Below are 20529 nucleotides of genomic sequence, written 5' to 3' on the forward strand. Positions count from 1 at the left end.
TTGCGCCCGGTACTGTGGGGGCGGCGCGGGGTGGCTACTGCGGTGGGTGTGGGGCTTTGGGGTTAACACCCCTAATCGCCACTCACGACCAACTCGACCAACGCCTCTCAGACCGTCGTCACGGCGATCGCGTTGTCCTCCAGCGAGCCGAAGTACAGTGTCCCGGCCCGTTCGCGGACGCCGACGAGCACGTGGAACCCGTCGATCTCCCCGCGCAGTTCGTGCACCAGCTTCCCCTCCGGCGTCACCCCGCGCACGCCGCACTCGCGCGCGGGTGCGGGCTGCAGCGCCGTCGGCAGCGCGCGGACACCGGCCCGCAGCGGCGCGGGAAGCTTGCGCACCAAGGAAAGCGCGGGCACCTTCGGACTCGCCACGGTGATCCAGATCAGCCCGTCACTGCCGGTCGAGATGTTGTCGGGGTAGCCCCACAGATCGTCGACCAGCACGTCACGGGTTCCGGCGCGGTCGCCGGTGAGCCAGAGGCGAGCGACCCGGCAGGCGCCGGTCTCCGCGACGGCCACATAGGACTCGTCGGGTGGCAGCGCGACGCCGTTGGCGAACTGGAAACCGTCGGCCAGCTGGTCGATCTTGCCGTCCGGGGTCCGCCGCAGGAGACGTCCGCCGCCGGTCTGCTCGATCAGATCGTCTCGCCAGTTCTCGATGCCGAAACGCCGGGACGAATCGGTGAAGTACACCGTCCCGTCCTTCGCCACGGCGGCGTTGTTGCAGAACACGAAATCGAGTCCGGCGGCGGCCGTCGCCAGGGTCGTCACGGAACCACCCGCGAGCGGCATGGTGAGCAGACCGGCCTTGGCGTCGCAGATCAGGAGATCGTCGCCGTAGAACTCCAGCCCGAGCGGACGTCCGCCGGTGTCGCCGAGGACGTCGATCCGCTTACCGTCCGGTGTGAGGCGGAGGATGCGCCCATCGTCGACGCCGGTGTAGACGTGCCCCTGGTCGTCGACCACGACGTCTTCGGGACCGTGCCCGTTCACCGGGACGACCGTGACCTTGCCGAACGGCATCGCGTTCCTCCTAGCGGTAGGTGAGCAGTTCCGCGGCTTCCGCCTCGAAATGCGGATGTTCGTTGAACGACAGCATGGTCACCCCGCCGCGGCCGGACACCAGTTTGGTGATGCCCGCGTTCACGGTGACCCGGTTCAGTTTCAGCAGCCCGGCCTCCGGCGTGCCCATGAGCGCGCCGCAGACCGTGGCGATGACCCCGCCGGAACTGAACACGACGGCGTGCTCACCCTTGCCCAGTGACGCCACGACATCGGCCAGCGCGCCCTTGACCCGCGCCAGGAACGCGGGCCAGGTTTCGGCGCACGGGCTGTTCTCCCCCGCCTCGACCCACGCGTTCAGCGCACCGTCCAAAGCGGCCTGATAAGCCCGCGAATCGGTCTGCTGCACCCCGGCGGCGTGATACTTCGCGATGTCGACGTGGTCGTACTCGTTCCAGCGCTCGTCCTCGACGACGGCGATCCCGGAACCGAGCACCTTCAACGCCGTCGCTGCCGTATCCCGTTGGCGGGCCAGGGATCCAGAGCGTGCCTGGGTGAACTCGACGCCGCGCCGCAGCAGTTCCGCACCGACCACAGTGGACTGTTCGAACCCGCGCGGCGAGAGCTGGTCGTAGTTCTCCGCGCCGAAGGACGCCTGACCGTGGCGGACCAGGTAGATCGCACCCATTTACACGCCTCCCTTCGCGATGATCCGGCGGCAGCGTCCGTCGAGATAGCCGACGAACCGCCACAGATCCTTGAAGGCCGGATTGCTCGTCTGTCCATTGTGGAAACGAAAGTAGATCTGCTGTATCACCACCGCGAGCCGGAACAGGCCGTACACCTCGTAGAACGTCCAGTCGCCGATCTCGAGACCGGACCGCTCCGCGTACCGCCGCACGAACTCCTCACGCGTGTACATCCCGGGCACGTGCGTCGGCTGGCGACGGCTGAGCTTCATCACGTCGTCGTCATCGGCCTGTACCCAGTACGCGAGTGTGCTGCCCAGTTCCATCAGCGGATCGCCGAGGGTGGCCATCTCCCAGTCGAGGACGCCGATGATGCCGAGATCGTCGTCGAGCACCAGATTGTCGAGCCGGTAATCGTTGTGGATCAAGCAGATCTTGACCTCGGACGGCTGGTTCTCCGCCAGCCAGGCCATCACTTCGGCGCAGTCGGGGACGTTCTCCGTCCGCGCCTTGCGGAACCGCTCGGACCAGCCGCGCACCTGACGCTCGACGTAGCCCACCCCCTTGCCGAGGTCGGCCAGCCCGGCGGCCTCGACGTCGACGGCGTGCAACTCCACCAGCCTGTCGACGACCTTGCCGCACAGCTCGCTCGCCTGCTCCGGGGAAAGCTCGAGTCCTGCGGGCAGATCTCCGCGCAGGATCAGGCCTTCCAGCCGCTCCATCACGTAGAAATCGCCGCCCAGCACGGTTTCGTCGTCGCAGAAGGCGAGCACCTCGGGCACGTAGGGGAAGACCGGCCGCAGACCCTGCTGGACCCGGAACTCGCGACGCATGTCGTGCGCGGACGCGGCCTTGTGCCCGGCGGGCGGGCGCCGCAGGATCAGCTCCCGGCCGGGATAGCTCAGCAGATACGTCAGATTCGAGGCACCGCCCGGAAACTGCCGGACCTCGGGCGGCACGTCGCCGAGTCCTGGCACCCGGTCGGCCAGCCAGGTGTGCACCGCGGCGGGATCGAACGAGTCCTCGCCCCGCACCTCGACGGTCTTGTCGGGGGCCAGCGTCATGCGAACTTCTTCAGCACCGACGCGGGGATGAACCGGAACACTCTCGCGAGCACACCCCACGGCCACGACGGCACGAACGCCTTCGCTCCCTCGGATTCGATCGCCTTCACCATCGCCTGCGCGCCGGGCCCGGCCTTCGTGCCGAGCGGGACCTTCGAGATGTCCTCGTTCATCTCCGATTCGATGAACCCGGGCAGCAACGTGGTGACCTTGATCGGCGTCTTCATCAGTTCGATCCGGGTGCCCTCGGCGAACGCCCAGATGCCCGCCTTCGAAGCGGCGTACGCGGTCAGGTTTCCGGGGAAGGCGCGCAGCGCGGAGAACGAGGAAACGACCACGAGGTGGCCATCCTTCTGCTTGCGGAAGATGCCCACGGCGGCCTCGATCTGGGCGGCCGCCGCCAGGAAGTTGGTCTGGAGGGTCTGGCGGTTGGCGTCGAACCGGCCGGAGCCGATGGGCTGCCCCTTGCCGAGTCCCGCGTTCACGATCACGCGGTCGAGGGAGCCGAGCTCCTCGCGAAACTCCTCGAAGACGGTGAAGACCTGGTCGTGATCGTTCACGTCCAGCTTCCGGGTGACCACGGTGATGCCCGGGTAAGCCTTCTTGAGCTCCGCGGCGAGGGTGTCGAGCCTGTCCAGCCGCCGCGCGGCCAGTGCCAGATTGCGGCCCCTGGCGGCGTACTGCCTGGCCATTCCTTCGCCGAGTCCGGAGCTCGCCCCGGTGATCAGGATGTTCTTCCGCAGCACCATGGGCTGGAGCTTACCCGTTGGTAACAAGTCCGGCGCCCCTCGGACAGGGGGCTGCCCCCGGCGCCTGGGGTTCGCCGGGGGCAGCCTGTCGAGAGGGCCTTACTTCACCTGGAGCAGCTTGTTCGCCGTGCCCCCGGTCGGGTTGCTGATCTTGCCGTCGGCGGCCGCGGCGACCAGGCCTTCGGCGACCTGGGCCGGGGTGGCGTCAGGGTGGGCCGAGAGGTAGAGCGCGGCAGCACCGGCGACGTGCGGCGAAGCCATCGAGGTACCACTGATGGTGTTCGTGGCGTCGTCACCGGTCCCCCACGAGGAGGTGATGTCGACACCCGGGGCGTAGAGGTCGACGACCGAACCGTAGTTCGAGAAGCTGGCCTGCTTGTCGGTCTTGTCGCTGGCGGCCACCGTGATGGCCTCCTTCACCCGGGCGGGCGAAGTGGTACCGGCGTCGGAGGACTCGTTGCCCGCCGCGAGCGCGAAGGTCACGCCCTTGTCGATGGCGCCCTTGACCGCCGCGTCCAGGGCGTCGTCCGCGCCGCCGCCCAGGCTCATGTTGGCGACCGACGGGCCCTTGGCGTTCGCCGCGACCCAGTCGACACCGGCGACGACACCCTCGGTGGTGCCGCTGCCGTTGGCGTCCAGCACGCGGACGCCGACGATCTTCACGCCCTTGGCCAGGCCGTGCTCGGTGCCGCCGATGGTGCCGGCCACGTGCGTGCCGTGACCGTGCTCGTCGTTGGGGGTGTCGTCGTTGTCGACGAAGTCCTTGCCGCCGGTCGCGCGGTCACCGAAGTCCTTGTGCGAGCCGCGGACACCGGTGTCGATGACGTAGGCGGTGACGTTGTCGGCCTTCGTCGGGTAGGTGTACTTGGTGTCGAGCGGCAGATCCGCCTGGTCGACGCGGTCGAGGCCCCACGACGGCGGGTTGTCCTGGGTCTCGCTGATCTTGAACGTCTTGTTCTGGACGACGTAGGCGACCTGCGGGTCGGCGGCGAGACGCTTCGCGGCGGCCTCGTCGGCCTTGATCGAGAAGCCGTTCAGCGCCGAACCGAACGTGCGGGAAAGCGTGGTGCCGTACTGACCGGTGAGGCCCTGCGCCTTGGCTGCGACGTTGGCGGTGATCTCGCTCGCCGCGGCCACACCCTGACCGACCGCGGTGGGCTTGAGCACGACGATGTAGCTGCCGCCGACGGCGTTGGCCACCCCCGCGTCGCGGATTTCGCCCTGCTGCTCGGCCTGTGCCGCACCCGCGCCGAACGTGGCGACCGCCGCGGTCACCCCGGCGAGGGCGACCCCCGCCATCAAGCCACTCCGGGTCTTTCGGGACTTCAGGTTCTTCCGGGACTTGCTCACTGGTTCCCTTCCTGCCGCGCCACGGGCGATCACCCGGGAGGATGATCGTTGCTGAGAGCCATGCAAGCCGGTGCGCTGGTGGGCGGGCAATGATTCACAGTTACCAGTACTAGGCCATAAGGACTAATGCCGCTCGTCCGGAAAGTCGTTTTCACCAGGCAGACAGCGCCACCGGAGCGTTACCGCAGACTGATAATGTTATTCGTGTTGTTATCAACCGGACGGTGTCGAGAAGCGGCAGACGGGGGCGGTCGGGCGGCATATGGTGGCGGGGAGCGCGATCACGGAAGATGACGACCAGCCGCCTACGGCCTTCGCCGCGACGTTGCGATCGGCCATCGCCACGAGCGGGCTCAGCCTCGACCGTATCCAAGCCCGGCTCCTCGCGCGCGGCGCGTCGGTGAGCGTGACCGCGCTGAGCTACTGGCAATCGGGCAAACGCCAGCCGGAACGGCAGAGCTCACTCTCCGCGGTCCGGGTACTCGAAGAGGTACTGGCGGTACCCGCCGGTTCGCTGCTCAGCCTGCTCCCGCCGCCACGGCCTCGCGGGGCGTCGTCGCGCCGGAGCCGCGCCACCACCGACCAGCCGCTGACCTTCCCGCTCGAAGCGCTCCAGGCCCTGTTGGAGAAGGTCGGCGCGCCCAACGCGCTCGAACAACACCATCAGCTGAAACTAGTCGGCCTGCACGATCTGTGCGAGATCGCCGCGGACGGCGGGCAACGCGCGGTGACCGCCAGGGCGGTGTTCCAGGCAGGCGCGGACGGGCAGGACCGCTGGCTGCTGGTCTACGCCCAAGGTGACCCCGATGCCGGGCCACCGGTGCTGAACACGCTGCGCAACTGCCACGTCGGCCGCGCCGAAGTCGACGACGAGCACGGGCTCACGGTGGCCGAACTGCTCTTCGACCGGCCGATCGACCGCGGCGAGACTCACCTGATCGAGTACTCCCTGACCAACCCCGGGCCGCCGTATCCGGAATGCCGGAACACGCATTACCGCGAGTTCCGGCGTCCTGTGCGGGAGTACCTGCTGGAGGTCCGCTTCGACCCGGACACCCTTCCGGCGAGATGCTGGCAGTACACCGCTCACGGACCCTCGGGCCTCGCCAGGGGATCCGCGCCGCCGGACCGCCGGGACCTGAAGCTCGATCAGAACAACGGCGTCCACGCCGTCGCTCTCGACTTCGGTCCCGGGGTCTTCGGCATCGACTGGGAGTACTGAACAGAGGTCAGTGCAGCTTGTTGCGCAACACCTTCCCGGTCGCGTTGCGCGGCAGCTCGTCGAGGAACTCGACGTCGCGCGGCACCTTGTACCGGGCGAGGTTGGCCTTGACGTACTCGCGCACTCCCTCGACGTCCAGATCCGACTTCTCGGCCCGCACGACGAAAGCCTTCAGCCGCTGCCCGAACTCGGGGTCGTCGACGCCGACGACCGCGGCCTCGATCACGTCCTCGCGCTCGACCAGGAGGTTCTCCACCTCGATGGGGAAGACGTTCTCACCGCCGGAGACGATCATTTCGTCGTCACGACCGTCGATGAACAGCAGGCCGTCCTCGTCGAAATGGCCGACGTCGCCACTGGAGAGCAGCCCGTCGATGATCTCCTTGTTCCGCCCGTCGGTGTAGCCCTGGAAACTCAACCCGCTGCCGACGAACACCCGGCCGGTGACGTGCGGCTCGGTGATCTTGCCGCCCTTCTCGTCGTACAGCGCGACCTTGCAGCCCACCGGCGCGCGGCCGACCGTTCCCGGCGCCTTGCGCCAGTCTTCGGGCGTCGCGACGGTGGCGACCGCGACCTCGGTCGAGCCGTAGAGGTTGTGCACGACGTCGCCGAACGCGGCGGTCGCGCGGTTGCCCAGATCCGGGGACAGCGCGGAGCCCGCGACGAAGATGATCCGCAGGCACGAGGTGTCGTACTTGGCGCGGACCTCTTCGGGCAGGTCGACGATCCGCTGCAGCATCGTCGGCACGAGGACCAGCGTGGTGCAGCGGTTCTCCGCCACCCCGCGCAGCGTCTCCTCCGGCACGAACTTGCGCCGCATGACGACCTTCGAGCCGAGCGCGAAGGACAGAATGAACTGCGACAACCCGGTGCCGTGGAACAGCGGCGCGCCCATGTAGGTCGCTTCGCCGGTCCGGAGCGGGATGCGGTCGAGGAACTGCGCCGAGGCGAGCGCGGAGGTGTGCGGCCGGGGCGCGCCCTTCGGCGTCCCGGTGGTGCCGCTGGTCAGGAGGATGAACCCGCCCGGTTTGGCGGGCGCCGGCCACGGCCGGTCGTCGGTGCTGGCGACCAGCTCGGTGACGATCGGGATCTTGTGCCCGGAAAGCTCGGCGTCCGAATCGACCCACGCGAGGTAGTGGTCGACGTCGCCCTCGACCGCGTCCAGCAGATCGGTGAACTCCTGGTCGTACACGAGCGCGGTGACGCCTTCGCGCTTCGCGACGTCCGCGAGCTGCGGTTTGGCGAACCCGGTGTTCATCAGGAGCAGCTTGGCGCCGAGTTTGCCCGAGGCGAGCATCGTCAGCACGAGCCCGCGGTGGTCGCGGCACAGCGCGGCGATCACCGAACCCGGGCCGAGGCCGCGTTCGGACCACGCCCTGGCCAGCGCGTTCGACTGGGTGTCGAGCTGCTTGAAGGTCAGCGGGCCGAGTTCGTCGATGATGCCCGTCGCGGTCGGGTCCCGGCGGGCGGCGATCATGTTCGCGCCGGCGAACGGACCCCACTTCCGCACCATGACCAGCGAACGCAGCCCCTCGTCGACCCGTGGGATCGGGAGCAGGCCCGCTTGGCGCATCACGTCGATGCTGCGCACGGTCTCGGTCACCTTGCCCGCCACCAAGGTGGCGAGGCCGGTGGGGTTTCTCATCCGGGCACCTCCGTTGCTGCTGCGGCGAGACGCCATCCCGCCGTCTTCGCGTACCGGCGGTATGGGGTTGCTACTCGACAGTAGCCGACCGTTAGTCCAGGCGCACTAGCCCTCTGGTGACAGAAATGTCGGTCGGAACTAGCACAATGGCAACGTGCAGGCGATCGCAGGTCAAGAGGAGGATGGCGACTTCGCGATCTCGATTCCCGGGCAGCCGCCGCGCCGTGGCTTGACGCCGGCGCGGTTCGTCGACGAAGTACGCGGGCTGGAGGCGGAGCATTCACCCCGTTGGGTGTTCCCGTCGGTCGAGCGGACGTACCCGGCGCTGATCAAGGCCGGCGTCCGGGTGCGGCGGTGTCACGACCTGGAACTGGTCGAGGGCCTGTTGCTGGCGCACGAAGGCCGCCCGCGGGAATCGCGGAGCCTGCGCGGGGCGCTGGCCAGGGCGAATGGGGAGGAGGCGCCCGCCGACGAGCCGCCACTCTGGGCCGAGGACGACCAGCCGACCCTGTTCGAGACGCGCGGGCCGCGGCTGCCCTCCGGCGTCACCGTGGTCGACGCAGCCCGTCTCGTGCTGGCCGAGCAGGAGAAGCGCGTCGCGCGCACCGAACATCCGGAGCGGCTTCGGCTGCTCTTCGCGGCGGAGTCGGCGAGCGCGCTGGCGGCCGCGGAGATGTCGGCCGACGGGCTGCCGTGGCGGGCCGACCTGCACCTCGAACTGCTCGCCGACCAGCTCGGGCCCCGCGTTCCCGCCGGACACCGGCCGAAGCGGCTGGTGGAGCTGGCGGCGAAGATCAGCGACGCGTTCGGCGGGCGCCCGGTCAACCCGGACGCCCCGGCCAGCGTCGTCCGGGCGCTCGGCCGCGAGGGCATCGAGGTCACTTCGGCGAGGAAGTACCTGCTGCGCGACATCGACCACCCTGCCGTGCCACCCCTGCTGGAGTACAAGGAACTCGCGCGGCTGCATTCCGCCAACGGCTGGGCCTGGCTCGACGAGTGGGTGCACGACGGCCGGTTCCGCCCGCATTACGTCGTCGGCGGGGTCGTCTCGGGACGGTGGGCGAGCCGGGGCGGTGGCGCGCTGCAGATCCCGAAGATCCTGCGGACCTGCGTCCGCGCCGATCCTGGCTGGAAACTGGTGGTCGCCGACGCCGCCCAGCTGGAGCCGCGGGTGCTGACGGCGTTGTCCGGGGACCGCAAGCTGGCCGAGGTCGCGGCGGCCACGGATCTGTACGCGAGCCTCGCCGAGGCGATGTTCTCCGGCGTGCGCCGGGTTCCGGTGCCCGCCTGGGACGACAGGGACGATCGCGACCGCGCCAAGATCGCGATGCTTTCGGCGATGTACGGCGGCACCTCCGGCGAGGCGGGACCGCTGCTGGCCCTGCTGCGGACCAGGTTCCCGGACGCGGTGTCCTATGTGGAGCGTGCCGCGCAGGCCGGGGAGCGCGGCGAGCGCGTCCGCTCCCGGCTGGGCCGCACCTCACCCGCGCCGTCGGAGGCCTGGCGCGCGCTGACCGGCGGTGTCGCCGAGGACGAAGCCGCCGAGACCAAGGCACGTCAGGCGTCGCGCGGCTGGGGCCGGTTCACCCGGAACTTCGTCGTGCAGGCGAGCGCCGCGGACATGACCGCCGTCCTGCTGGCCACCCTGCGCGGAAAACTTCCCTCCCCCGCTCATCTGGTGTTCTTCCAGCACGACGAGGTGCTGGTGCACACCCCGGCCGAGTTCGCCGACGAGGTGTCGCAGTCCATTGTGGACAGCATGACCGAGGCGGCGCGGATGCTGTTCGGCGCCGCCTGCCCGGTCCGGTTCCCGCTGCACATCGCGGCCGTGGACACCTATGCCGACGCCAAGTGAGTTCTCCACCCAATCACGTGTGTTCTCCACCCAATCACGTGTTTCCCCGCTTGAGCGGAGAACACGCGTGATCAGATGGCGAACACGCGTGATTGGACGGAGAACACGCGCGTCAGGAGGCGGCGTCGTCCAGTGCCTTGATGACGCGCTTCAGGGAGACGGGGTGCGCGGTACCGAGCGTCTGGGCGAAGAAACTCACCCGCAGTTCCTCGATCATCCACCGGATCTCCCGCAGCGCGGGTGACGAGGTGCCCGGCGGCACCGCGTCGAGCGCCGCCTGGTACTCGTTCCGGAGCCACGCGATGTCACCGGTCCGCTGGATGTCGCGGGTCGGCTCGGTCGCGAGTTTCTCCAGCCGTCGTTCGATCCCGCGCAGGTACCGGACGACGTGCTTCAGCCTGTCTTGCCCGGTTTCGGTCACGAAACCCTTGTGCACCAAGCCGTCCAGCTGCGCCCGGATATCAGCCAGCGAATCGGCCGGGCCTCGGGTGTCCGCCAGCCGGGTCTCGACGTCGTTGGCCGCGCGCAGGATCTTCTCGACGTTGGTCAGCACGTCGAGCACTCCGGGGTTCAGCCCGGCGCGCACCTTCTCCAGCAGCGCGGCGAAACCGGCTTCGTCCCAGCGCGGGCCGCCGTTGTCGGCCACGAGTTTGTCCACGGCGCAGTCGACGCAGTCTTCGAGCAGCGCCGCCACGGAGCCGTGCGGATTGCGGTTCAGCACGAGTTTCGACGAATTGCCGAGGTTGCGGGTGATGAACTTCATCGGCGACGGCAGGTTCAGCCGCAGCATCCGCCGCGTACCCGCCCACATCGACTGTTCCTGCTGCCCCGGCGTGTCCAGCAGCCGCACCGCGACGGTGCCGCCTTCGTCGACCAGCGCCGGATACGCCTTGACGTCGTGCCCGCGCTGTTTGCTCGCGAACACCTTCGGCAGCTCGCCGAACGCGGGCGTCGTAAGGCCCTCGCGCTCGATGCTGTCGGCGGCCTTGGAGATCGTCGCGCGCACCTGGCCGCTCAGGTCTCGTTTGAGCGCCTCGATGTCCTTGCCCTCGGACACCTTCTTGCCGCGGACGTCCACGACGCGGAAGGTCATCTTCAGATGCTCGGGTACCGAGGACAGCTGCCAGGAGTCGTCCGGGATCGTGACCCCGCGCAGCGCCTCCAGTTCGTCCGCGACGGCGTGCAGCAGCGGGCCGTCGGCGGGGCCGACCCGCGACAGGACGAGCTTCGCGTGGTCGGGCGCCGGTACGAAGTTGCGCCGGATCGCCTTGGGCAGCGACTTGATCAGCTGCGTCACCAGTTCTTCGCGCAGGCCGGGGACCTGCCAGTCGAAACCGTCCGCGGTGACCTGGTTCAGCACCGGCAGCGGGATGTGCACGGTGACGCCGTCCGCGTCCGCGCCCGGCTCGAATTGGTACGTGAGCTTGAAGGTCTGGCTGCCCTGAGTCCAGAAATCGGGGTAGTCGGCCTCGCGCACGCCGCCCGCGGTCTCGTTGATGAGCATCGTCTTCTCGAAGCTCAGCAGGTCGGGTTCGGTGTGGCGGGCCTTCTTCCACCAGCTGTCGAAATGCCGCGCCGAGACGACGTCAGCCGGGACGCGCTGGTCGTAGAACTCGAACAGCGTCTCGTCATCGACCAGGATGTCGCGGCGGCGCGCCCGGTTCTCCAGGTCCTCGACCTCGTCGAGCAGCGCGCGGTTCTCACGGAAGAAGTGGTGCCTGGTCTCCCAGTCGCCTTCCACCAGCGCGTGCCGGATGAACAGCTCTCGGCTCAGTTCCGGGTCGATCCGGCCGTAGTTGACGCGGCGGTCGGCGACCAGTGGCACCCCGTACAGGGTCACCTTTTCCAGGGCCATCACCGCGCCCTGCTTGCGTTCCCAATGCGGCTCGGAGTAGTTCCGCTTCACGACGTGCCCGGCGAGCGGTTCGACCCATTCCGGCTCGATCCGCGCGTTGACCCGGCCCCACAGGCGCGACGTCTCGACCAGTTCGGCCGACATCACGAACCGCGGCTGCTTCTTGAACAGCGCCGAACCCGGGAACACCGAGAACCGCGCCCCGCGCGCGCCGAGGTAGTCGCCCTTGGCCGGATCCTTGAGCCCCACATGCGAAAGCAGCCCGGCGATCAGCGACGTGTGCACGCGTTGCGGATCGGCCGGGCCGGAGGTGTTGAGAGTGATGCCGAGCGGTTTGGCCAGCTGACGCAGCTGGCTGAAGATGTCCTGCCACTCACGGATGCGCAGGTAGTTCAGGTACTCGTTGCGGCACAACCGGCGGAACTGGTTGGTGGACAACGCCTTCTGCTGCTCACTGACGTATTCCCACAGGTTCAGGTACGCCAGGAAGTCGGACGTCTTGTCGGCGAACCGCGCGTGCTTCTCGTCCGCCGCCTGCTGCTTCTCCGCCGGACGCTCACGTGGGTCCTGAATGGACAGTGCGGCGGCGATGATCATCACTTCGCGGACGCAGCCGTTGCGTGCGGCCTCCAGCACCATCCGCGCCATCCGCGGGTCGACCGGGAGCAGGGCGAGTTTGCGGCCGGTTTCGGTGAGCTTCTTGCCGTCCGACATGTCGAAGGCGCCGAGTTCCTGCAGCAACTGGACACCGTCGGTGACCTGACGGCGGTCCGGCGGCTCCACGAAGGGGAACGCCGCGATGTCGCCGAGGCCGAGCGAGGTCATCTGCAGGATGACCGACGCGAGGTTGGTCCGCAGGATCTCCGGATCGGTGAACTCGGGCCGGGCGTCGAAATCGTCTTCGGAGTACAGCCGGATGCAGATACCGTCGGAGGTACGGCCACAGCGGCCCTTGCGCTGGTTCGCGGACGCCTGAGAGACCGGCTCGATCGGCAGGCGCTGGACCTTGGTGCGATGGCTGTAGCGCGAGATCCGCGCGGTGCCGGGGTCGATGACGTATTTGATCCCCGGCACGGTCAGCGACGTCTCGGCGACGTTCGTGGCGAGGACGACGCGGCGCCCGGTGTGCCGCTGGAAGACGCGATGCTGGTCCGACGACGAGAGCCGCGCGTACAGCGGGAGGATCTCGGTGTTCCTGAGGTCCTGTTTGGACAGTGCGTCCGCGGTGTCGCGGATCTCCCGCTCGCCGGAGAGGAAGACCAGGATGTCGCCCGGCCCCTCGTGCTGGAGTTCGTCGACGGCGTCGCAGATGGCCTGCGTCTGATCGCGATCTTGGTCGGCGTCCGGATCGTCGGGGTCGATGATCGGCCGGTAGCGGACCTCGACCGGATACGTCCGGCCGGAGACCTCGACGATCGGGGCGTCGTCGAAGTGCTTGGAGAACCGCTCCGGGTCGATCGTCGCCGAGGTGATGATCACCTTGAGGTCGGGGCGGCGTGGCAGGAGCTGCTTGACGTACCCGAGGATGAAGTCGATGTTGAGGCTGCGCTCGTGCGCCTCGTCGATGATCAGCGTGTCGTATTGCCGCAGCATCCGGTCGGTCTGGATCTCGGCGAGCAGGATGCCGTCGGTCATCAGCTTGACCAGGGTGTCCTGGCCGGAGTGGTCGGTGAACCGCACCTTGTAGCCGACGGCCTCGCCGAGTTCGGTGTTCAGCTCGGAGGCGATCCGGTCGGCGACCGTGCGCGCGGCCAGCCGCCTCGGCTGCGTATGCCCGATCTGGCCCCGGATGCCGCGGCCGAGTTCGAGGCAGATCTTCGGCAGCTGGGTCGTCTTACCGGAACCGGTCTCCCCCGCGACGATCACCACCTGGTGGTCGCGGATGGCGTCGGCGATCTCGTCCTTGCGCCGGCTGACGGGCAGCTCTTCGGGGAACGTGATCTTCGGGACGTTGTCGCGCCGTCGGGTGATCCGCAGTTCGGCGGCCTCGATGTCGGCCTCGATCTGTGCGGCGATCGACTCGGCGTTCCGCGCTTTCCGGGCACCGTCGAGCCGGCGCCGGAGGCGGTGCTCGTCGCGCGACATCAGTTCGGGCAGGCGAGCGCGCAGGGCGCCGAGCGGGGAAGGTTGAGCAGCCATGACCGGCACCAGGATAGCCGTGCGTGACGATCAGGGCCTCCGAATATGCCGGAGGCGACATCCAGCTGGTCAGGAGCGGATGAGCGACCCCGGGGTGAGGTCGGCCAGGGTCCGGTGCCCGGACAGGCCCATGGTCAGGTCGAGGTCGGCGAGCAGGCTACGCAGCACGTGCCGGACGCCGTCTTCCCCCGCGTGCGCGAGGCCGTACACCCACGGCCGCCCCACCAGCACGGCCTTCGCCCCGAGCGCGAGCGCCTTGGCGATGTCGGCGCCGGTCCGGATGCCCGAGTCGAACAGGACCTCGATCCGGTCGCCGACCGCGCTGACGACCTCGGGGAGCATGTCGAGCGAGGCGACGGCGCCGTCGACCTGGCGGCCGCCGTGGTTGGACACGACGATCCCGTCCATCCCGGCGTCGAGCGCGCGGCGCGCGTCGTCGGGATGCTGGACGCCCTTGAGCACGATCGGACCGTCCCAGTGCTCACGCAGGAACGGCAGCCGGTCCCAGGTGCTGTCGGTGCCGGTGATCATCGAGATCCAGCGCAGGATCGCGGTGGGCGGGTCCTCCTCCGGCGTCTTCTCCAGCAGGCCGCGGAACACCGGGTCGCTGAGCGGGACGCCGAGCCCCTCACCCTTGATGAACGGCAGATACGCGTGGTCGAGGTCGTTCGGGCGCCACGCGAGGGTCCAGGTGTCGAGCGTGACCACGAGGGTGGTGAACCCCGCGGCCTTCGCCCGCGCCAGGATGCTCGCGCAGACGTCGTTGTCGGTGGGCCGGTACAGCTGGAACCACCGTTGCCCTTCCCCGCTCGCCTCGGCGACGTCCTCGATGCTGGTCGAGGACGCCGTCGACATGATGTAGGGCAGGCCGACCGACGCCGCGGCGCGCGCGGCCGCCGGTTCGGCACCCTCGTGCACGATCGACTGGACACCGACCGGCGCCAGCAGCACCGGCGCCGGCATCGGCGTCCCCAGCACGGTCGTGGACAGATCGCGTTCGGTCGCGCCGGTGAGCATCCGGGGCACCAGCCGCCAGCGGTCGAACGCCTCCCGGTTGGCGCGCGCGGTGGCGCCCGAACCGGCCGAACCCGCGACGTACCAGAACGGCCCCGGCTCCAGGAGCTCCCGCGCCGACTCCTCCAGCTTCGTGGCGTCGGTGGAGCACGGCGGGAAGGTCCCGCCGAGCCCCTGCAGGTAGATCTCGTTCTGGTAGCCGCCGAACCGCTCCGTCACCCAGGCCTCCTCGTCATGTCGCCCTGACCGGCTCGTCGCGGCGGGTCGAGCCTCGGACGATACCCGCCGGTAGCAACCAGGTGAGTTTCTCCGAGCGGATGACCGCGACTGGACCGATCACGGCCAGCAGCAGCACGTATCCCGCGACGAACGGCGCGACCCGCGAGTCCAGTCCGGCCGCCGTCGCCATCGCGGCGAGCACCAGGGAGAACTCACCCCTGGTGAGCACGGTCAGCCCGATGTTGACCCCGGCCTGCCGGTCGAAGCCGTGCAGCCGGGCGGCCAGCGCGCCCGCGCCCAGGTTCACCACGATCGTCAGCGCCACGGCGATCAGCACCGGCACGACCACCGAGCCGACCGCGTTCGGGTCGATGCTGAGCCCGAAGATGAAGAAGAACAGCGCGCCGAACGCGTCGCGCAGCGGGAGCACCAGTTTGTGGATCCGCGGCGCTACCTTCGAGCCGCCGAGCATCATGCCGACCATGAACGCGCCGATGGCGTCGGACACCCCGACCTCCTCGGCGACGGCGGCGCCCATGACGGCGACACCGACGAAGCAGACGGTCAGCAGTTCGTCGTCGGCCGAGCCGAACAGTTTCGACACCACGCGTCCACCCCAGCGGGCGAGCGCGGCCATCACGACCAGGAAGGCGAAGGCCTTGCCGAAGTCGGCCATGGCCGAGCCGAAACTCCCGGCTCCGGACAACACCGGCTGCAGCAACGCCAGGTACAGCGCCAGGAACAGGTCCTCGATCACGATGATGCCCATGATCAGCCGGGATTCGGGGTTGTTCATCCGGCGCGATTCGAGCAGGAGCTTCGTGACGATCGCCGACGACGAGATGCCGATGGCACCGGCGATGACCAGCGCTTCCCTGGTACCCCAGCCGAGCAGGAAGCCGAAGGCGAGCCCGCCGCCGATGTTGAGGATCAGGTAGATCAGCCCGGACCAGACGAGTTTGCGCCCGCCCTTGGCGAGGTCGTCGAGTGAGAACTCCAGGCCGAGGTAGAACAGAAGGAAGACGAGACCGAGCCCGGCGAGCACACCGAGCTCGCTCGGATCGTCCACAAGGGACAGTCCGGGGGTGTTGGGGCCGAAGACGAAACCGGCCAGCATGAACAGGGGGATGGTCGGCAGCCCGATGCGGGCGCCCGCTCTGGCGATCACGCCGGCGGCGAGGAACGCCCCGCCGACGGCCAGCAGGGCATGACCGGAACTCATGGAGACCTCCGATGGTGGCTGATTCGGGACGAAGACCGGATCAGCGCGGAGGTGCCCGCGCGGCGGCACGGGGCAGCGCGCGGGTGACGACGACGGGTTCGCCCGGCTCAGGGGCGGGTCCGGCGTCGGAGAGGTCGACGGTCGCCGTTTCGGCGGGCACGTCGACGAGGGGAACGGCTTGCGCGCCATGGAAGGCGGGCAGCGGATGGGTCGCGAAGACGGCGACCGGATCGTCCTCCGTGACACCGGCATGCCCAGGGGGAACGGTCGGTGTGACGAAGGCGAAAACGAGCAAGATCAAGAGAAAGAAGACGGAACGGTGCCGTGGGGCGGGGGCACGGTTCGTCGTCATCTGACCGCTACTTTACCAGTCCTTTATAGACAAATCGACGAGGGATCCGTCACGGAGCGTGCCGCAGTGTCTATTTAGGACTATGCCCAGGCGCCAGACCGGCGGGTTCGCGTTCGTCGTCCCCCTCTTCGAGCGGGCCACCGATCCCGGCGTAGGTGTCGGGATCGGTCGTCCGCAGCACTTCCGCGCGCAGGAAACCCGCCAAGGCCGCGAGGACGACGAGCCCCGGCAGTCCCCAGCGCAGCAGGAACGTCCCCGCCGGGCCGAGCAGCAGGTCGAAGTTGAGCAGGATCAACGCGAGGACCGCCGACAGCGCGAGGATCGCCAGCCCAGGTGCGATCCAGCGGCGCCAGGCGTTTTCGGCGCCACGACGCCGTTTGAAGAAGCCGATCACCGAAAGCGAGACGGCGATCATGATCACCACGACACCCGTCGACGCCGTCGCGCCGAGCCAGGTGAACAGTTCGGTGACCGGATCGCGTTCGGCGAGCGCGAAGGCGGCCACCACCACCAGCGCGAGCGCGGTCTGCGTGAGCGAACCGGCCACCGGCGCGCCGGTGCGCTTGCTCGTCTTGGCGAGCGAGCGCGGCAGCAGCCCTTCCCGGCCCAGCGCGAAGAAGTACCGCGCGACGGCGTTGTGGAAACTCAGCAGCGCCGCGCACTGGCCGGTCACGAAGAGGGTGTAGGCGACGTCGGAGAACGTGTCGCCGAGATGCCCGCCAGCCAGATTGAACAGCAGATCAGGCCCTTGTGCCGCCGCGCTGGTGACGATGACGTCCGGTCCGGCGCCCACGGCCAGCGCGAACGACGACACGACGTAGAGCACCGCCGTGAGACCGATCGCCGCGAACGTCGCCCGGCCGACCGTGCGGCTGGGCTCGCGCGTCTCCTCGCCGTAGGTCGCCGCGCCTTCGAAGCCGATGAACGCGGCGGCGGAGAACGCGAACACCGCGCCGACCCCCGTGGTGAACAGGCTCGCCGGTTCGAGCGGCACCCAGGAAACGCTGCCACCGGCCGGATTCGCGAACAGCGTGACGTCGACGATCATGAGGACTGCGACCTCCAGGCACAGCGCCACCCCGAGCACCTTGGCGTTGAGGTCGACCCGCAGCACGCCGAGCGCGCCGACGATCACCACCATCACCAGCGCGCACAGCCACCACGGCGGTGGTGAACCGGTGAGCGTCCCCAGCCAGGTCGACACCGACCACCCGAAGAGGCCGTAGATGCTGATCTGGATGGCGTTGTAGGTGATCAGCGTCACGAACGCGATCCCGGCGCCGGTGGATTTGCCGACACCGTTGGCGACGTAGGGATAGAAGGCGCCGGCGTTGGTGATGTAGCGGCTCATCGCCGCGTAGCCGACCGCGAAGAGGGCCAGGATCGGTGCCAGCAGCAGGAACGACAGCGGCACGCCGACACTGCCGGTGACCGCGAAGTTCGTCGGGACGCCGCCGGCGATGGCGAACAGCGGACCCGCCGCGGCCACCACGAAGAAGACGATCTGTGCGGCTCCGAGCCGTCGCCGACCGAGACCGCGCCGCGGTCTTTGCGTACCCATGAACCCGTCCCCCCGGACGTCGGTTTGGCGGCGAACGCGTCGATACGCGTTCTTGATCTTGCGAGAGCCATCCCACCCTAGGGCCGGGCATCCCGGCGAGATACGTCCGTTCAGGCTAAAAACGGACCTCGGGTCGCGAGAGCCGGGCGGCTACCGCTACCTTGGCCGTCCGCACTACGACGCCGGAGGGCATGCCATTCATGCGTCGGCTGACTTTGGTCGATTCCCTGTTCTTCCTCGCCCACGACGAGTTCACCGGAAAACCCGCGCTCCGCCGCACCGGGCTCGGCATCGGAATGGCCGGTTCCGCGCTCTGCGATCTCCTGCTCGCCGAGCGGATCACCGTGGAACGCAAGCGAATCCGGCCGCTGTCCCGTCGCGGCCTCGCCCATCCCGCGCTGGATCGGGTGTTCTCGGAAATCCGCGGCGAGCGAGAATCGCACACCGTGCGGGAATGGGTCGACCACCTCCGCCACGATCTCGGGGAAACGGTCGCGGGCACGCTGCTCGCCGCGGGAGTGGTCACCCGCGAGACCGAACGGGTGCTGATGCGGAAGATCCACCGGTACCCGCCGCGGGATCTGCTGATGTCGACAGCCGCGCGCAGCAAGGCCAGAGGTGCCGTACTCGGCACCGAACAGCCGGATCCGCATTCGGTGTGCCTGGCGCTGCTGGCCTGGACCGTCGGTCTCGACGACCTCTGCGAACCGCAGCTCGACCGCGCCGGCCTGCGGACCTGGGCCGAGGCCACCCACCGGGAACTCCCCCGTGCGATGGCCGACCTGATCACGGGCGTCGACGCCGTCTGCGCCGCCGTCGTCTACACCGGCGACCGGCGCTGACCGGCGGTAGCCTTGGCGTCATGCCGACTGAACGTGACCACGACGTCGTGCTGTTCGGCGCGACCGGCTTCACCGGCGGCCTGACCGCGGAATATCTCGCCAAGGCCGCGCCACCCGGTCTGCGTCTCGCCCTGGCCGGGCGCGATCTCGGCAAGCTGGAAGCGTTGCGGGAAAGGCTGTTCTCGGTCAACGAAGAATTCGCCGGGTTACCGCTGCTGCGAGCCGATGTCTCCGACGTGGACTCGCTCCGGGAGGTGGCGGAGTCCACGAAGGTCGTCGCCACCACTGTCGGCCCGTATGTCCACTATGGCGAGCCGCTGGTCGCCGCGTGCGCCGCAGCCGGGACCGACTACATCGATCTGTGCGGCGAGCCCGAGTTCGTCGACAAGATGTTCCTCGCCCACCACGCCAGGGCGAGGGAGACCGGCGCCCGGCTGGTGCACGCGTGCGGCTTCGACTCGATTCCGTACGACCTCGGTGTCCTGTACACGATTTCCCAGCTGCCGCAAGGAAAACCGGTCCGGATCGACGGATACGCGCGCGCGGGCGGGATGCCGTCGGGCGGCACGTTCCTCTCGGCGCTGACGGCGTTTTCCCGGCTGCCCGCGAGTATCCGCGCCGCACGGGACCGCGCCGCGGCCGAACCACGTCCGGCGGGCCGCCGTGCGCGTGCCTCTCTCGGGGTACCGCATCGCAATCCCGACGGTTTCTGGGCGGTACCGATGCCGACCGTCGACCCGATGATCGTCGAACGCTCGGCCGCCGCGCTTCCGGCGTACGGTCCCGATTTCGGCTACCGGCAATTCGCGGCGGTCAAACGGCTTCCCGTGGTGGCCGCCGGCGCGGCCGGAATGGGCCTGCTCTTCGCGGCGGCTCAGGTGCCACCCGCGCGGCGGGCACTGTCGAACTTGCTGAAACCCGGCGGCGGCCCGGACGAGGCCCGTCGCGCGCGGTCGTGGTTCTCCGTGCGGTTCCACGCCGAGAGCGACGGCGAACGAGTCGTGACCGAGGTGTCCGGCGGCGACCCGGGTTACGGCGAGACGGCGAAGATGTTCGGCGAGTCCGCGCTGTGCCTGGCGCTGGACGAGCTGCCGGAGACGGCCGGGCAGGTCACCACGGCGGCCGCGATGGGGCAGGCGCTGATCGACAGGCTGAGCGACGCCGGCCTGCGCTTCGCGACCCTGTAGCCGCTCCGTGAGAGGGCCACTTGTGTCTTAGGTACCTACCACCGGGCGACACGCGTGATCCGACGGAGAGCACGCGTGAGTGACCGGAGAACACGCGTGTCGAAACCTGCCGCTCCCGCGTGTCATCCATCCAGTCACACGTGTCCTCCGTCTGATCACACGCGCCATCCATCCAGCCACGCGAAACCACCGACTCGGCCCGGTCGTGAGTGGCGATTCGGGCTAGAACACGAAACGCCACTCACGACCCCCTCGCGAAACCGTGCAAGATGCCCAAATCGGTCATTTTTGTCTCGAAAGTGTCCCTTATGGACAGTCCGGACCCGGGTGAGGCCCCTTGCGTGGGCCCGCTCCCGCCGCGTCCACCACAACGCGTTCGTCTTGTCCCGCTCTAGAGGTCCAGCCGACCAGCACTTATGCGACTTTGCCGGAACCCTGACGCTCAAGGCAGGGAAGGAGGCCTTCACGGACCGCCGCCTTGCCGCGCGAGCCTCTTCGGTCGGCGATTTCCTCACCCCACCCCTTGCCGGAAACTGTCACCCGTGGTTATCGTGTGCGCA

General features: G+C 68.8%; 15 protein-coding genes. 4 read left to right on the forward strand and 11 right to left on the reverse strand.

What is annotated here, in order from left to right:
* Positions 1-107: 107 nt before the first annotated feature.
* The 5 genes from ACZ5ZX_RS37870 to ACZ5ZX_RS37890 all read right to left on the reverse strand — a co-directional run bounded on the left by ACZ5ZX_RS37870 (position 108) and on the right by ACZ5ZX_RS37890 (position 4856).
* Positions 108-1025, reverse strand: a complete 918-nt coding sequence (locus ACZ5ZX_RS37870) for an SMP-30/gluconolactonase/LRE family protein (RefSeq protein ID WP_465506799.1) — start codon at positions 1023-1025, stop codon at positions 108-110.
* Between the two features lie 10 nt (positions 1026-1035).
* Positions 1036-1692 (reverse strand): histidine phosphatase family protein, encoded by a 657-nt coding sequence (locus tag ACZ5ZX_RS37875; protein ID WP_465506800.1) that lies wholly within the window; start codon positions 1690-1692, stop codon positions 1036-1038.
* Entirely contained in the window at positions 1693-2757 is a 1065-nt protein-coding gene (locus tag ACZ5ZX_RS37880) for a phosphotransferase family protein (protein WP_465506801.1), read from the reverse strand.
* Entirely contained in the window at positions 2754-3506 is a 753-nt protein-coding gene (locus ACZ5ZX_RS37885) for an SDR family oxidoreductase (RefSeq protein WP_465506802.1), read from the reverse strand. The genes ACZ5ZX_RS37880 and ACZ5ZX_RS37885 overlap by 4 nt, the downstream gene beginning before the upstream one ends.
* A 99-nt stretch (positions 3507-3605) precedes the next feature.
* Positions 3606-4856: a S8 family peptidase gene (locus tag ACZ5ZX_RS37890; protein ID WP_465506803.1), complete on the reverse strand. Its 1251-nt coding sequence runs from the start codon at positions 4854-4856 to the stop codon at positions 3606-3608.
* Positions 4857-5118: 262 nt separating this feature from the next.
* On the opposite strand from ACZ5ZX_RS37890, the gene ACZ5ZX_RS37895 reads away from it, so the two are divergent.
* Entirely contained in the window at positions 5119-6078 is a 960-nt protein-coding gene (locus ACZ5ZX_RS37895; RefSeq protein ID WP_465506804.1) for a hypothetical protein, read from the forward strand.
* A gap of 7 nt (positions 6079-6085) precedes the next feature.
* Here the strand turns inward: ACZ5ZX_RS37895 and ACZ5ZX_RS37900 are convergent, their stop codons facing one another.
* Positions 6086-7723: an acyl-CoA synthetase gene (locus tag ACZ5ZX_RS37900; RefSeq protein WP_465506805.1), complete on the reverse strand. Its 1638-nt coding sequence runs from the start codon at positions 7721-7723 to the stop codon at positions 6086-6088.
* Between the two features lie 154 nt (positions 7724-7877).
* Between ACZ5ZX_RS37900 and ACZ5ZX_RS37905 the strand changes: the two genes are divergently transcribed.
* The gene (locus ACZ5ZX_RS37905; RefSeq protein ID WP_465506806.1) at positions 7878-9578 is read left to right on the forward strand and encodes a bifunctional 3'-5' exonuclease/DNA polymerase; all 1701 of its coding nucleotides are present in this window, start codon (positions 7878-7880) and stop codon (positions 9576-9578) included.
* Between the two features lie 112 nt (positions 9579-9690).
* Here the strand turns inward: ACZ5ZX_RS37905 and hrpA are convergent, their stop codons facing one another.
* The 5 genes from hrpA to ACZ5ZX_RS37930 all read right to left on the reverse strand — a co-directional run bounded on the left by hrpA (position 9691) and on the right by ACZ5ZX_RS37930 (position 17940).
* Positions 9691-13572 carry an ATP-dependent RNA helicase HrpA gene (gene hrpA, locus ACZ5ZX_RS37910; RefSeq protein ID WP_465506807.1) on the reverse strand — a complete coding sequence of 1294 codons (3882 nt, stop codon included), beginning with the start codon at positions 13570-13572 and terminating at the stop codon, positions 9691-9693.
* A gap of 69 nt (positions 13573-13641) precedes the next feature.
* On the reverse strand, positions 13642-14805 hold the full coding sequence (locus ACZ5ZX_RS37915) for a lactate 2-monooxygenase (protein ID WP_465506808.1): 1164 nt from the start codon (positions 14803-14805) through the stop codon (positions 13642-13644).
* A gap of 13 nt (positions 14806-14818) precedes the next feature.
* Positions 14819-16027: a cation:proton antiporter gene (locus ACZ5ZX_RS37920; RefSeq protein ID WP_465506809.1), complete on the reverse strand. Its 1209-nt coding sequence runs from the start codon at positions 16025-16027 to the stop codon at positions 14819-14821.
* Positions 16028-16067: 40 nt separating this feature from the next.
* The gene (locus tag ACZ5ZX_RS37925) at positions 16068-16379 is read right to left on the reverse strand and encodes a hypothetical protein (protein WP_465506810.1); all 312 of its coding nucleotides are present in this window, start codon (positions 16377-16379) and stop codon (positions 16068-16070) included.
* 70 nt (positions 16380-16449) lie between these two features.
* Positions 16450-17940, reverse strand: coding sequence for an APC family permease (locus ACZ5ZX_RS37930; RefSeq protein WP_465506811.1), 1491 nt, complete (start codon positions 17938-17940; stop codon positions 16450-16452).
* A 191-nt stretch (positions 17941-18131) separates the two neighbouring features.
* Here ACZ5ZX_RS37930 and ACZ5ZX_RS37935 point away from each other — a divergent pair, with 191 nt between their 5' ends.
* On the forward strand, positions 18132-18782 hold the full coding sequence (locus ACZ5ZX_RS37935; protein WP_465506812.1) for a GOLPH3/VPS74 family protein: 651 nt from the start codon (positions 18132-18134) through the stop codon (positions 18780-18782).
* Positions 18783-18802: 20 nt separating this feature from the next.
* The gene (locus ACZ5ZX_RS37940) at positions 18803-19969 is read left to right on the forward strand and encodes a saccharopine dehydrogenase family protein (RefSeq protein ID WP_465506813.1); all 1167 of its coding nucleotides are present in this window, start codon (positions 18803-18805) and stop codon (positions 19967-19969) included.
* Positions 19970-20529 lie beyond the last annotated feature (560 nt).

This window comes from Amycolatopsis sp. NPDC033938 (genome assembly GCF_055575975.1).